We start from the raw sequence: 13,104 nt of genomic DNA on the forward strand, positions 1-13,104 counted from the left end.
TTTTCAACTGACACACTGCTATCGGGAGCAACCCCCTCCCACAGAAAAGCAAAAGAAGCAGATCTGCTGTGTATGCAAAAGCCGCCTTTGATCCGCTTCAAACACTCAGGTCGGCTTTCAGGCCGCCATGCGCTTGCTTTTGACCTGCTTTTGATCTGAGAAGCGCCCCGTTTAAACCACGATGGCCGCACGCCCGCTTGCTGCGCGACAGCGCTACATCAAAAATGCAGTGGGGCCTCCCACAGAACCGGCTCAGCCGCCAATGATCTTCATGACGGTCGCCCCACCCGAAAACGCGACTTCCTGTTTGTCGCCAAGCGCCTTCATCAGCAAACCCTGCAACGCCGGCAGCGCTTGATGGCGCGGTTTGTCCAGCAAGTCACCGACATAGTGACGATTGCTCGACGACAAACAACCATGCAGCCAACCGGTCGAGGACAACCGCAGCCGTGAACAGGTACGGCAGAACGGCACGCTCTCGTTGGCAATCACGCCAAAAAAACCCTTGCCCGGCACTTCGTAGCGCACAGCGGTAGCGTCCACCGGCGCATCGGCCTGCAGATACTCATGATGTTCGCCAATCAAACCCAGCAGTTGCTGCAAACTGACGAATTGCTGCAAGAACGCATTGGAGTCTTTGGCCAAGTGCCCCATACGCATCAACTCGATAAAGCGCAGCTCATAGCCACGTTCGAGGCAGTAATCCAGCAGCGGCATCACCTGATCAAGGTTCTGCCCGCGCAACGGCACCATATTGACCTTGATCTTGATCCCGGCCGCCCGCGCCTGCTCCATGCCGTCAAGCACCGTGGCCAGGTCGCCGCCCCGCGCAATACGGCGAAACGCATCTGCGTCCAGCGTGTCGAGCGACACATTGATACGCCGAATGCCGGCCTCCACCAACAACGGCAGTTTGCGCGCCAGCAGTTGGCCATTGGTGGTCAGGCTAATATCACTGAGGCCCATCTGCCCCACCGCGCCCATAAAGGCTTCCAGTTTGGGGCTGACCAGCGGCTCGCCGCCGGTAATGCGCAGGCGGTCGATACCGGCCGCTTCAATCAGGTACGCAACGCCCCTGGCCATGGCATCGGCCGAGAGTTCGTCTTGGGCAGCCACCAGCCGCTTGCCGTCCGGCACGCAGTAAGTACACGCGTAATTGCAGGCTGAGGTCAGGCTGATCCGCAAATTACGGAACCGCCTGCCTTGACGATCAACGATCATGGATCACTCCGGCAGAGGATTGTTCGGGCACACTAAAAGCTGACTCATTAATCAGCTCTTAGCAAGATCCTTGCCTGAGTATATTCCTGGGGTACAGCAACTGGCAGTAAATCATTGCGCCATCACTGTGGGGGAATGCTTAAGTAGCCGGGGTTTCGGCGTTTTTCGGCTCCGCACCCGGTGGCTCGGCGCTGTGCTTGCGCTTGTTGCCCATGCGCACGCCGATGTCCATCAGGAACTGGAAGAAGCCCTCCTGATCTTCCAGCACATTGCTCCAGAACGGCGAGTGGTACAGCGCCACGGCGCCATGCACCAAGGCCCAGGCGGCGCAGTAGTGGAAATACGGCGGCACATCTTCAAGCTTGCCTTCGCTGATACGACCTTTGATCAGCAGGGTCAGGCGCTCGAAGTTCGAGGCGCGAATCTTGTGCAACTCCTCGACCATTTCCGGCACTTGATTGCCCTTGACCACTTTTTCTTCCAGGCGGTCGAACAGGCGGTAGCGCTGCGGGTCACGCATGCGGAACTCGAAGTAAGCCCGTGACAGGGCTTCCTTGTCTTTATCGACATCAGCCGAATGCAGCAGCTCGTTCAAATCACGCTCGTAGTCGAGCATCAGGCGCAGGTAGATTTCGGCCTTGGATTTGAAGTGCTTGTAGATCGTGCCTTTGCCGATGCCCACGGCATCCGCGATCATCTCGACGGTGACGCTGTCTTCGCCTTGTTCGAGGAACAGCTTGAGCGCGGTGTCGAGAATTTCTTGCTCACGGCGGCGAAACTCACGGACCTTACGGGGTTCTTTGTGCATGAGAAAGAGGTCTGCAGAGTTGAATGGGGTGGGTTACGCCAGGCCACGGATACGTGGCGATACGATTTACCCGATGCACGGGATTATCCCGACTGAACGGTCGCTGAGCAACGTCTATGTGAACCCGCTGTGCGTTTTACTTTCCGCTCGCCAACGATTTCATTGATGTCAGTCAGAAACAATACACAACAACCACCACTGTGCACCCGTTCAATGAGAACTCAAGCGAAGCGCGCGTATTCCAAATCTGTTTAAAAAACGATCAGATGCGGCTGGACTGAATGGGATACTGATCAATACTTGAACTATCGACGTGGCATCTCCCCCCAAGTGACGCGTCGACCTGGGTACCGACGGACTGCGTACCCTTTATTTACTCCTAATGGCCTTAACCCGGATTCCCCCCCCCAGAACCCGGGTTTTTTTTGCGCGTGGTTTGGCACATTCCCCGGCGCCGCTAACCGCCGACGTGGGCCAGCGGGAACAGGCGCTTGAAGTTTTCGGTGGTCTGTTGGGCCAAACGCTCGTACGACTCACCGCGCAGCATCGCCAGGTAGTCCGCCACGTCGCGCACGTATTCGGGCAGGTTGGGCTTGCCACGATGCGGGATGGGCGCCAGGTAAGGCGAGTCGGTTTCCACCAGCAGGCGGTCGGCCGGCACTTGGCGCGCGACGTCGCGCAGGGCATCGGCGTTGCGGAAGGTGACGATGCCCGACAGCGAAATGTAGAACCCCAAGTCCAGGGCGGCCTTGGCCATGTCCCAATCTTCGGTGAAGCAATGCAGCACGCCGGCTTGCGGCAATGCGGCTTCGCGCAGCAGCGCCAAGGTGTCGGCGCGGGCGCCACGGGTGTGCACGATCACCGGTTTGCCGGTGTGCTGAGCGGCTTGCAGGTGCAGGCGAAAGGACGCTTGTTGCAACTCGGCGGCTTCGGGCTCGTAGTGGTAATCCAGGCCGGTTTCGCCAATCGCTACCACGCGCGGGTGGTTGAGTTCGCCCAACAACCAATCAAGCGCAGGCGCTTCACCGGGTTTGAGGTCCAGCGGGTGAATGCCTACCGAGCAATCAACATCGGCATAACGCTCAGCCAGCGCTTTGACGTCAGCGGCGTTTTCGGCGCTCACGCCGATGCACAGAAAGTGCCCTACCCCACGCTGGCGGGCAGCCTCAAGCGCGGCGTCAAGGGAACCGCCATGCTGGGCAAGGTCGAGACGGTCAAGGTGGCAATGGGAATCTACGAGCATAGGAAATCAGACTTAAGTTACGCAACATGTGTGGCCAACGATACACCCGCAGGCCTCGGAAATTAACGGCGGCCGAGCAGCCCGACCCACTGCACCAGCAGCGCTTCAAGCAACAGCACGCGGTTGAGATTGGCTTTGCCAAGGACCTTCTGGCGCTGGGCCAAAATCCAGTCCTGAATGTTCAGCACCTTGTCTTGTGCACTCTTCTGCGCAAGGTACTGCAACACCTTGCGCATGTCCGGCAGGCCCAGGCCGCTTTCGTCCTGGGTCAACTGGTAGCGCAGGATCAGGCTCGACCAGTCGCAGAACCAGTCGAACAGCAGCAGCAACGGAATATCTTTCCAGGCGGCTTCAGCCAGTTGCGTGGCGGACTGCTCTTGCTTGAGCAGCTTTTTGACCCCGTCCACGACCAGCGCCCGTTGCTCGCGCACGCCTTGGGCTTGCAGCTTCACGGCGGCCAGCGGTGAGCCGGCAGCCAGTGTCAGCAACTCGACGCGTTCGTCGTTGGAACACTCAGGTAGTGCCTGCGCCAGCCATTGCAAACTCATTGCCTCACTCGGCAACGGGCAGGCTTGCTGCACGCAGCGGCTGCGAATAGTCGGCAACAAGCGGCTGGACTGGTGGCTCACCAGCAACAAGACCGTGTCGCCCGAAGGCTCCTCCAGGCTTTTGAGCAAGGCGTTGGCGGCGTTAATGTTCATCGCCTCCACCGGCTCGATCAGAACCACCTTGCGCCCGCCCATCTGCGCGGTCTGCACCACGAAGCTGACGAGATCACGCACTTGGTCGACCTTGATCGCCTTGTCGGCTTCCTCAGGTTCCAGCACATAGTTGTCGGGGTGGCTGCCGGCTTTGAGCAACAGGCAGGATTTACACGCTCCGCAGGCTTGCAGATCGACTGGCCGCTGGCACAACAGGCTCGCCATCAGGCGCTCGGCCAACGCGCGTTTGCCGATACCGATTGGCCCGTGCAGCAAATAGGCATGCGCGTGCTGGGCGCGCCCGGCCAGTTGCTGCCACAGGCTGGCCTGCCATGGATAGGCTTCAGCCACGGGCGCGCTCCAACAGGTTTGGCACCAGCGCATCAATGGCGTGCTGCACCTGCGCCAAGGGCTGGGCCGCGTCGAGCAGGTAATAACGCGCAGGTTCAGCCCTGGCACGTTCGAGAAACGCGCTGCGCACGGCGCCGAAGAACTTTTGGCCTTCGAGCTCAAAACGATCGAGGCGACCGCGGGCGCTCGCGCGGGCCAGGCCGACTTCCACCGGCAAGTCGAACACCAGCGTCAGGTCGGGGCGCAAATCGCCCTGCACGAAGGTTTCCAGGGTGGCGATGCGTTCCAGCGACAAGCCCCGGCCACCGCCCTGATAAGCGTAAGTGGAATCGGTAAAACGGTCGCAAATCACCACCGCACCACGTGCCAGGGCCGGGCGAATCACTTCGGCCAGGTGCTGGGCACGGGCGGCAAACACCAAGAGCAGCTCGGCGTCCGGGTTCATCGGCTCTTCACCTGGCGCCAGCAACACCTCGCGGATGCGTTCGGCCAACGGCGTACCGCCGGGCTCACGGGTCAACACCACTTCGATGCCGTCCAAACGCAAACGCTCGGCCAGATAATCGCGGTTGGTGCTTTTGCCGGCGCCTTCCGGGCCTTCCAGGGTTATAAACAAGCCAGTCACAGGCAGTCCTTAGTCAGAGTCATTGCGGGCTTTGCGGCGCGCTGCTGTCCGGGGCAGGTTCGGCAGGCGTTTCAGCCGGTGCATCGGTCGGTGCATCGGTCGGTGCGTCGACAGGTTTGTCTGCGGGCGCGTCAACAGGCACATCGGCAGCTGGCGCCGGCTCTTGCGCAGGCTTTGCCGTCGGCGCCGGGCTGGAGCGGTAATCCGCGCGGCGCTTGAGTTGAAACTCACGCACGGCGGCATTATGCGCATCCAGGTCATCAGAGAAAATATGGCTGCCATCGCCACGCGCGACGAAATACAGGCTAGTGCCCGGCACCGGGTTCAACGCTGCGTGGATCGCCTCGCGGCCAACCATGGCAATCGGTGTCGGCGGCAGGCCGGCAATCATGTAGGTGTTGTAAGGGTTGGCTTCCTTGAGGTGCGCGCGGGTCAACTTGCCGTTGTAGCGCTCGCCCAAGCCGTAGATCACCGTGGGGTCGGTCTGCAGCAGCATGCCGATCTTCAGGCGGCGCACGAACACGCCGGCAATCTGCCCACGTTCCTCCGGCACACCGGTCTCTTTCTCCACCAGGGAGGCCATGATCAGCGCTTGGTAAGGGTCGGTGTAGGGCGCATCGGCAGCGCGCTTGCTCCACTCCTGAGCCAGCACATCGTCCAGGCGGTTGTAGGCTTTTTTCAGGAAGTCGACGTCAGTCATGCCGCGCACGAAGCGGTAGGTATCCGGGAAGAAGCGCCCTTCGGGGAATACGCCGGGGTGGCCGAGTTTTTCCATGACTTCGCTGTCGCTCAGGCCGCTGAGGGTTTGCACGATCTTTTCATGCTTGGCCAGCGCTGAGCGCACTTGACGGAAGTTCCAGCCCTCTACCAGCGTCAGGCTGTATTGCACCACTTCGCCGCGTTGCCACAGGCCAATCAAACCTTCGGCGGTAAGGCCTGGCGTCATGCGGTATTCACCGCTGTGCAACGGCTGACCGTCGAGGTTGAAGCGCCAGTAAAGGCGCAACCAGAAGGCATCGTCGAGCACGCCGTCCGCTTCAAGACGATTGAAGGTGCCGGTCGGGGTCGACCCGGCAGGCACGTCGAGCAATTGTTCCTGGGGCAGGTTCAAGGGCTGCTTCAAGGCAGAATTGAGCTTCCAGGCCGAGAAGCCGAGCACCAGGCCTGCGGAAACCAAGGCAATCTGCAGCAGTAAAACCAGTTTTCGTATCAACTCAAATATCCAATAGCGCGCGAACAATGCCCTGCAGTTTACGGGTGAGCGGCCCAACCGGCCAGCTCATCGCAGCGTAGCCACGCACCGGCCAAATGCCATAAACGCTGTTGCACACAAAGACCTCGTCGGCCTGCTGCAACTGCTCAAGGCTAATATCGACCACAGCCTGCGGGATGCCCAGCGCCTGCGCTTGAGCCAGAATTTCCGCGCGCATGACGCCAGCAACCCCGCAACGATTCAGATCAGCGGTCAGTAACAAGCCATTGCGCACAACAAACAGATTGCTGAACACGCCTTCGATGACACGCCCGGACATATCCAGCATTAAACCTTCGGCGTGTTCGGCATCTTGCCATTCGGCGCGGGCGATTACTTGTTCGAGGCGGTTGAGGTGTTTCAGACCGGCCAGCAACGGCTGCTCGGCCAAGCGTGTAGCGCACGCAAACAGGCGAATGCCGTCGGTTGCATGCGTTTCGGGATAAGGTGCCGGCGGATTGCCCTGCAAGATACGGCGCACCGGGGCGCCGGGGTTGATGCCATAACCGCGCAGGCTGTCGCCACGGGTGAGGATCAACTTGAGTACACCGTCAACCAAGGCGGCGGCATAGGCCACCACTTCGCCGCGGATCAACGCGTGATCCGCCAGCAAGGCGAGGCGCCTGCAACCCTGGTCGAGGCGTTGCAGGTGACGGTCGAGCAGCACAGGCTGCCCAGCCCTGACGGCGATGGTTTCAAACAGGCCATCGCCGTACGCCAGGCCGCGATCTTTCAGGGGCACGCTGTCCGCTGGCTGACCGTCGACCCAGCCTTGCATCACTCGGCGAACCGGCGGAACACCAGGGAACCGTTGGTGCCGCCAAACCCGAACGAGTTGGAGATAACCACGTCGATCGGCATTGGCTGCGCTTCGTGAGGCACGAAGTTCAGGTCGCAGCCTTCGTCCGGCTCATCAAGGTTGATGGTCGGCGGAGCGACCTGGTCCTTGATGGCCATCACGCTGAAGATCGCCTCGACCGCGCCCGCTGCACCCAACAGGTGACCGGTCATCGACTTGGTTGAGCTGACTGCGAGTTTGTAGGCGTGCTCGCCGAACACCGACTTGATGGCTTCGGCTTCGGCCAAATCGCCGGTCGGCGTCGACGTGCCATGGGCGTTGATGTACTGCACCTGGTCCGGGTTGACCTTGGCGTCGCGCAAGGCGTTGGTGATGCAACGCGCGGCACCGGCACCGTCGGACGGTGGCGAGGTCATGTGGTAAGCATCGCCACTCATGCCGAAGCCGATCAGTTCCGCGTAGATGGTGGCGCCACGCGCTTTGGCGTGCTCCAGCTCTTCGAGTACCAAGGCGCCGGCACCGTCGGACAGCACAAAACCGTCACGGCCTTTGTCCCACGGACGGCTGGCCCGGGTTGGCTCGTCGTTGCGGGTTGACAGTGCACGGGACGCGCCGAAGCCGCCCATGCCCAGACCACAGGCCGCCATTTCGGCGCCACCGGCGATCATCACGTCCGCTTCGTCGTAGGCGATATTACGCGCCGCCATGCCGATGCAATGCGTGCCTGTGGTGCAGGCGGTGGCAATGGCATAGTTAGGCCCCTGTGCCCCCAAATGGATGGACAGGAAACCGGAAATCATATTGATGATCGAGCCCGGCACGAAGAAGGGTGAAATTCGACGGGGGCCGGAATCGTGCAGCGTGCGGCTGGTTTCTTCGATATTGGTCAAACCGCCAATACCCGAACCCATGGCCACGCCGATGCGCTCACGGTTGGCGTCGGTGACCTCCAGGCCGGCATTACGCACCGCCTGAAAACCGGCTGCCAGGCCGTATTGAATGAACAGGTCGAGTTTGCGGGACTCTTTGACCGAGAGGTATTCCTCGACATTGAAGCCCCTTACCGAGCCGCCAAAACGGGTGGAATAGGCAGAAAGGTCAGTGTGTTCGATCAGACCAATACCACTGTGACCAGCCAGAATGCCCTGCCAACTGCTCGGCACATCCGTACCCAGTGGCGACAGCATACCCATACCGGTGACTACGACGCGTCTACGCGACACAGCACTCTCCTTTTTCTTGATGACGACACTTCGCTTCAGCGCTCACGCTTCATCAGACCAAAAGTTTCATCTGAGCTAAAGAAAAAACCGCACGCCGTTACAGCAGTGCGGTTTTCCCTAACAACAAGCGACGACTACAAACTATTACGCCTGGTGGGCAGTAACGTAGTCGATAGCAGCTTGAACAGTAGTGATTTTTTCAGCTTCTTCGTCCGGGATTTCGGTCTCGAATTCCTCTTCCAGAGCCATCACCAGCTCAACGGTGTCAAGGGAATCGGCACCCAGGTCTTCTACGAAGGAAGAATCGTTTTTGACTTCTTCTTCCTTAACGCCCAGTTGCTCGGCAACGATTTTCTTGACGCGCTCTTCGATGGTGCTCATACCTTGTTTAACTCCTAATGGACAAATTCAGGCAGCTGGCCAGTGGGTAAGTGTATAGAAAGCCTTTTCAGTTTTTCAACTGAAAGCTTCACCCGCGTACCCGGCCGACCACCTGCCTATAAATTAAGTTGCAGCTTTATAACGGATTTTAGACAGCTCGTATGACATTTTTTTGAAGCGATCCGTCACAATTTAACTCATGTACATCCCGCCGTTAACCGGGATTGTAGCCCCAGTCACGTATGCCGCACCGTCGGATGCCAGGAAAGTGACCACATTCGCGATCTCTTGAGCCTGGCCCAGACGGCCCAGCGGAATCTGTGTCAGCAACGCTTCACGCTGTGCTTGCGGCAGCTCGCGGGTCATATCGGTGTCGATGAACCCTGGGGCCACCGAGTTGACCGTAATCGAACGCGAACCGACTTCACGTGCCAATGCACGGCTGAAACCTTCCAGACCGGCCTTGGCCGCAGCGTAGTTTACTTGGCCTGCGTTGCCCATGGCACCCACTACGGAGCCAATATTGATAATTCGGCCCCAACGCGCCTTGGTCATGCCACGCAAAACGCCCTTGGACAGGCGAAACAGACTGTTCAAGTTGGTATCGACCACGTCGTACCACTCGTCGTCTTTCATGCGCATCATCAGGTTATCGCGGGTGATACCGGCGTTATTTACCAGAATAGCCGGTGCGCCGAACTGTGCAGTGATTTCAGCCAAAACAGCGGCAACGGATTCGTCGCTGGTTACGTTCAGCTCGAGGCCGGTGCCTTGAACGCCGTTTTCCTTCAAGGTCGCGGCAATACGCTCGGCACCCGAGGCGGATGTGGCGGTGCCGATTACAACGGCACCCTGACGGCCCAGTTCCAGGGCAATCGCCTGGCCAATGCCACGGCTGGCGCCGGTAACCAGTGCAACTTTACCTTGCAGACTCATGCAGGCTTCTCCTAAGTTCGGGGATCGTGGTTCAGGATTCAGAGTTCAGACCAGCGCCGCGCGAGCAGCAGCGAAGGCATCCGGGGTATTCAGGTTGGCAGTCGATACGCCGTCGGCGCAGCGCTTGTTCAGGCCAGCCAGGACTTTGCCGGGGCCGCACTCGACCAGCTCGGTAGCGCCCTTGGCGGCCAGCGCCTGAACCGACTCAACCCAGCGCACAGGCTTGTAGAGTTGTTCCAGCAGGTCGTGCTTGAGGGTGTCGAGGTCGACAGCGATGGCCGCGCTGACGTTCTGCACCAGCGGAATCTGCGGTGCCTGCCAGTTGATGGCGGCAATCGACTCGGCAAACCGCTCGGCGGCCGGGCGCATCAGCTCACAGTGCGACGGCACGCTGACCGGCAATGGCAAGGCGCGCTTTGCACCACGCGCCTTGCAGCCTTCGATGGCACGTTCAACCGCAGCCTTGGCACCGGCGATCACCACCTGGCCCGGCGAGTTGAAGTTCACCGCGCTGACCACTTCACCTTGCGCCGCTTCGGCACAGGCTTCGATCACCACAGCATCGTCCAGCCCGAGAATAGCGGCCATGCCGCCCTGCCCGGCCGGAACCGCATCTTGCATCAACTGACCACGGCGCTCGACCAGCTTGACCGCTTCAGCGAGGGTCAGGCTGCTCGCTGCAACCAGAGCGCTGTATTCGCCCAGGCTGTGACCGGCCACATAAGCCGGGCGCGCGCCGCCCTCCGCCAGCCACACACGCCACAAGGCGATCGAGGCGGTCAGGATGGCCGGCTGGGTTTTGTCGGTTTGGTTGAGTTGCTCTTCCGGCCCCTGCTGGGTCAATGCCCACAGGTCGTAGCCCAGAGCATCGGAAGCTTCTTTGAAGGTTTCCAGGATCAGCGGGTATTGCGCGCCCAGCTCGGCCAACATGCCGAGGGACTGCGAACCTTGCCCTGGAAAGACGAATGCGAGGGATGTAGACATGTAACAAGCCCCTAATAATCTGGTCGTCAAAAATGCACACTCCTACAGTGGGAGCGCACGAAACTGACAGATTGGATGGTCAATTGAACTGGCCGGTCACATTTAAGCATTCCCGGGCCAATTCGCCTAAGGCAACAGATCCTCTAGACGGCCGTGCAGGCGTTGCGGCAGGTTTTCCTGGATCTCGATCAACGCCCGCGCTATAGCACTCTGAAAGCCTTGCACGCCCGCCGAGCCATGGCTTTTCACCACGATGCCCTGCAGCCCTAAAAAGCTCGCACCATTGTGCCGTGCCGGTGCCAAGTCAGCCTGCAAGCGGCGCATCAATGGCAGCGCCAACGCGCCCACCATGCGTGACGCCAGGTTCTGCTTGAACAACGCCTCGATACGCGTGGCGATCATGGTTGCCAGGCCTTCGCTGGACTTGAGCAGGATATTACCGACAAACCCGTCGCACACCACCACATCCGCCTCGCCACGGTACAGGCCGTCACCCTCGACGAAGCCGATGTAGTTCAAACCCCGCGCGCCCTGTAACAGGCTGGCGGCTCGCTTGACCTGCTGGTTACCCTTGATGTCTTCAGTGCCGATATTCAGCAACGCGACCCGCGGCCGCGCCACACCGAGCGCCTCAGCGGCCACCGAGCCCATCAGCGCAAACTGGAACAGGTGCTCGGCAGTGCAATCGACGTTTGCGCCCAGGTCGAGCAGTTGGCAATAGCCCTTCTGCGTCGGAATGGCCGCCACCATCGCCGGCCGATCAATACCCGGCAGCGTCTTGAGGACATGCCGCGACAACGCCATCAACGCACCGGTATTGCCAGCACTGACACAGGCTTGCACCTTGCCATCTCGCAATAATTCCAGGGCCACGCGCATCGAAGAGTCGGGTTTGCCACGCAGGGCCGTCGCCGGCTTTTCATCCATGCTGATGGTTTCGCTGGCGGGCGTAATCGTCAGGCGCGCGCGATCCACCGCCGGATGGCTGGCAATCAGTTCTTCAATCAGGGAGGGTTGACCAACGAGGGTCAGGTGCAGCGAGGGCGTTGCAGACAGGCTGGCAATGCAAGCCTGAACAATGCTGCGGGGACCGAAGTCCCCGCCCATTGCGTCAATCGCGATGACTTGAGCAGACAAGTGATTACTCGTCAGCGCCCTTGTCGATCACTTTACGGCCACGGTATACGCCTTCTGGCGATACGTGGTGACGCAGGTGAATTTCACCGGTGGTTTTTTCTACAGACAAAGTGCTTGCCGTCAGGGCGTCGTGCGAACGACGCATGTCACGGGCAGAGCGGGATTTTTTGTTCTGCTGAACAGCCATAATTGATTAACTCCTAAACGTTTGGGTCACGCTTTAACTGCGCCAATACACTGAACGGGTTGGACCGCGTTACCTCGTCCTCGCTCGGTTCGGACTCATCATCGAGCCCCTCCGGCTGCTGGCATTCTTCCGGATGATGAGCAGGCACAATGGGCAAGGCGAGCAAAAGCTCCTCCTCGATCAGTGCATGCAGATCCAAAGGATCTTCGCCCAGTTCCAGCACGTCATAACCTTTCGGCAACGACTGGGTATTCGCACCCTCCTTCACCACAGCATAACTGCACTCGCTGTGAATCGGCAGGGTGACCAGCTCAAGACAACGCTGGCAAACCATTTTGACTTCGGTGTCGATAAAACTGTGAATTACCACAGATTTACGTTCATCTCGTTCAAAAACGAATTTAGCCTGCACCGTACCGACAGTGTCGGAAAGCGGGTCGCAGAGTCTCTCCAAATCGGCCAGCAGCAATTCACCTTGAAGGGAAGTGCCACGATCAGCCAATTTGCGCGGGTCAACGTGAGGTGGAATCGGGTCATTCAACATAGGCGCAGCATTATAGGGATGCACCCAGCCATGTCAAAGGAAATTCAGCCCTGTGCGTCAGCGGGTCACGCCGCTAGAATTCGCAACCGCCCTGAGGAGACGCCCATGCTGCCTTTATTACTCGCATCCAGCTCGGTTTATCGCCGGGAATTACTCAGCCGGCTGCATCTACCGTTCATCTGCAGCTCGCCTGACATCGACGAAAGCCATCGCGAAAATGAGCCTGCCATCGAGCTGGTCAAGCGCCTCGCCGAAGAAAAAGCCCGCGCCCTTGCAGCGAGCTACCCAGGGCATCTGATTATCGGCTCGGATCAGGTAGCGGCGCTCGACGGCCGGATCATCGGCAAACCCCACACCTTCGAAAACGCCCGTGAGCAATTGCTGGCGGCCAGCGGCAAGCGGGTTAGCTTCCTCACAGGTCTGGCGCTGCTCAATAGCCAGACCGGGCACTGCCAAGTCGATTGCGTGCCCTTCACCGTACAGATGCGCGTGCTGGACGCTGAGCGTGTCGAGCGCTACCTGCGTATCGAGCAACCGTATGACTGCGCGGGCAGCTTCAAGGCAGAGGGGTTGGGTGTGAGCCTGTTCCAAAGCACCGAAGGCGCAGATGCCACCAGCCTTATCGGCTTGCCGCTGATTCGCCTGATAGACATGTTGCTGGCCGAAGGCGTGCAAATCCCTTAAATACACTGCAAAACCAATGTGGGAGGGG

15 protein-coding genes are annotated in these 13,104 nt (G+C 59.7%); 1 reads left to right on the plus strand and 14 read right to left on the minus strand.

The window, feature by feature from the left end; translation table 11 throughout:
* Positions 1–252 precede the first annotated feature (252 nt).
* The 14 genes from F0169_RS14400 to F0169_RS14465 all read right to left on the minus strand — a co-directional run bounded on the left by F0169_RS14400 (position 253) and on the right by F0169_RS14465 (position 12,392).
* The gene (locus F0169_RS14400; protein ID WP_152746897.1) at positions 253–1,221 is read right to left on the minus strand and encodes a GTP 3',8-cyclase MoaA; all 969 of its coding nucleotides are present in this window, start codon (positions 1,219–1,221) and stop codon (positions 253–255) included.
* A gap of 139 nt (positions 1,222–1,360) precedes the next feature.
* Entirely contained in the window at positions 1,361–2,029 is a 669-nt protein-coding gene (locus F0169_RS14405) for a TetR/AcrR family transcriptional regulator (protein ID WP_152746898.1), read from the minus strand.
* 457 nt (positions 2,030–2,486) lie between these two features.
* Positions 2,487–3,272 (minus strand): TatD family hydrolase, encoded by a 786-nt coding sequence (locus F0169_RS14410; protein ID WP_152746899.1) that lies wholly within the window; start codon positions 3,270–3,272, stop codon positions 2,487–2,489.
* Positions 3,273–3,334: 62 nt separating this feature from the next.
* Entirely contained in the window at positions 3,335–4,324 is a 990-nt protein-coding gene (locus F0169_RS14415; protein WP_172979442.1) for a DNA polymerase III subunit delta', read from the minus strand.
* Positions 4,317–4,949 carry a dTMP kinase gene (tmk, locus tag F0169_RS14420; RefSeq protein ID WP_099236185.1) on the minus strand — a complete coding sequence of 211 codons (633 nt, stop codon included), beginning with the start codon at positions 4,947–4,949 and terminating at the stop codon, positions 4,317–4,319. Before tmk ends, F0169_RS14415 begins: the two co-directional genes overlap by 8 nt.
* 19 nt (positions 4,950–4,968) lie before the next feature.
* A complete protein-coding gene (gene mltG / locus F0169_RS14425) occupies positions 4,969–6,162 on the minus strand; it encodes an endolytic transglycosylase MltG (RefSeq protein WP_152746902.1) in 1,194 nt (397 codons plus the stop codon).
* A gap of 1 nt (position 6,163) precedes the next feature.
* The gene (gene pabC, locus F0169_RS14430) at positions 6,164–6,979 is read right to left on the minus strand and encodes an aminodeoxychorismate lyase (protein WP_152746903.1); all 816 of its coding nucleotides are present in this window, start codon (positions 6,977–6,979) and stop codon (positions 6,164–6,166) included.
* Positions 6,979–8,223, minus strand: a complete 1,245-nt coding sequence (fabF, locus tag F0169_RS14435; RefSeq protein ID WP_058412348.1) for a beta-ketoacyl-ACP synthase II — start codon at positions 8,221–8,223, stop codon at positions 6,979–6,981. Before fabF ends, pabC begins: the two co-directional genes overlap by 1 nt.
* A 144-nt stretch (positions 8,224–8,367) precedes the next feature.
* Positions 8,368–8,604 (minus strand): acyl carrier protein, encoded by a 237-nt coding sequence (gene acpP, locus F0169_RS14440; RefSeq protein WP_058412349.1) that lies wholly within the window; start codon positions 8,602–8,604, stop codon positions 8,368–8,370.
* Between the two features lie 192 nt (positions 8,605–8,796).
* On the minus strand, positions 8,797–9,540 hold the full coding sequence (fabG, locus tag F0169_RS14445) for a 3-oxoacyl-ACP reductase FabG (RefSeq protein ID WP_058412350.1): 744 nt from the start codon (positions 9,538–9,540) through the stop codon (positions 8,797–8,799).
* A 45-nt stretch (positions 9,541–9,585) separates the two neighbouring features.
* Positions 9,586–10,524 carry an ACP S-malonyltransferase gene (gene fabD, locus F0169_RS14450; protein WP_152746905.1) on the minus strand — a complete coding sequence of 313 codons (939 nt, stop codon included), beginning with the start codon at positions 10,522–10,524 and terminating at the stop codon, positions 9,586–9,588.
* Between the two features lie 126 nt (positions 10,525–10,650).
* The gene (gene plsX, locus F0169_RS14455; protein WP_099236189.1) at positions 10,651–11,661 is read right to left on the minus strand and encodes a phosphate acyltransferase PlsX; all 1,011 of its coding nucleotides are present in this window, start codon (positions 11,659–11,661) and stop codon (positions 10,651–10,653) included.
* A 4-nt stretch (positions 11,662–11,665) separates the two neighbouring features.
* A complete protein-coding gene (gene rpmF, locus F0169_RS14460) occupies positions 11,666–11,848 on the minus strand; it encodes a 50S ribosomal protein L32 (protein WP_008152339.1) in 183 nt (60 codons plus the stop codon).
* A 13-nt stretch (positions 11,849–11,861) separates the two neighbouring features.
* A complete protein-coding gene (locus tag F0169_RS14465) occupies positions 11,862–12,392 on the minus strand; it encodes a YceD family protein (RefSeq protein ID WP_015885435.1) in 531 nt (176 codons plus the stop codon).
* Positions 12,393–12,497: 105 nt separating this feature from the next.
* Between F0169_RS14465 and F0169_RS14470 the strand changes: the two genes are divergently transcribed.
* Entirely contained in the window at positions 12,498–13,076 is a 579-nt protein-coding gene (locus tag F0169_RS14470; RefSeq protein WP_152746906.1) for a Maf family protein, read from the plus strand.
* The last annotated feature ends 28 nt before the right edge of the window (positions 13,077–13,104 follow it).

It is taken from the genome of Pseudomonas kitaguniensis, assembly GCF_009296165.1.
Lineage (GTDB): Bacteria > Pseudomonadota > Gammaproteobacteria > Pseudomonadales > Pseudomonadaceae > Aquipseudomonas > Aquipseudomonas kitaguniensis.

Coding starts and splice junctions, on each gene's coding strand:
- F0169_RS14400 (WP_152746897.1), bottom strand. CDS start 1,221: ATGATCGTTGATCGTCAAGGCAGGCGGTTCCGTAATTTGCGGATCAGC.
- F0169_RS14405 (WP_152746898.1), bottom strand. CDS start 2,029: ATGCACAAAGAACCCCGTAAGGTCCGTGAGTTTCGCCGCCGTGAGCAA.
- F0169_RS14410 (WP_152746899.1), bottom strand. CDS start 3,272: ATGCTCGTAGATTCCCATTGCCACCTTGACCGTCTCGACCTTGCCCAG.
- pabC (WP_152746903.1), bottom strand. CDS start 6,979: ATGCAAGGCTGGGTCGACGGTCAGCCAGCGGACAGCGTGCCCCTGAAA.
- acpP (WP_058412349.1), bottom strand. CDS start 8,604: ATGAGCACCATCGAAGAGCGCGTCAAGAAAATCGTTGCCGAGCAACTG.
- fabG (WP_058412350.1), bottom strand. CDS start 9,540: ATGAGTCTGCAAGGTAAAGTTGCACTGGTTACCGGCGCCAGCCGTGGC.
- fabD (WP_152746905.1), bottom strand. CDS start 10,524: ATGTCTACATCCCTCGCATTCGTCTTTCCAGGGCAAGGTTCGCAGTCC.
- rpmF (WP_008152339.1), bottom strand. CDS start 11,848: ATGGCTGTTCAGCAGAACAAAAAATCCCGCTCTGCCCGTGACATGCGT.
- F0169_RS14465 (WP_015885435.1), bottom strand. CDS start 12,392: ATGTTGAATGACCCGATTCCACCTCACGTTGACCCGCGCAAATTGGCT.
- F0169_RS14470 (WP_152746906.1), top strand. CDS start 12,498: ATGCTGCCTTTATTACTCGCATCCAGCTCGGTTTATCGCCGGGAATTA.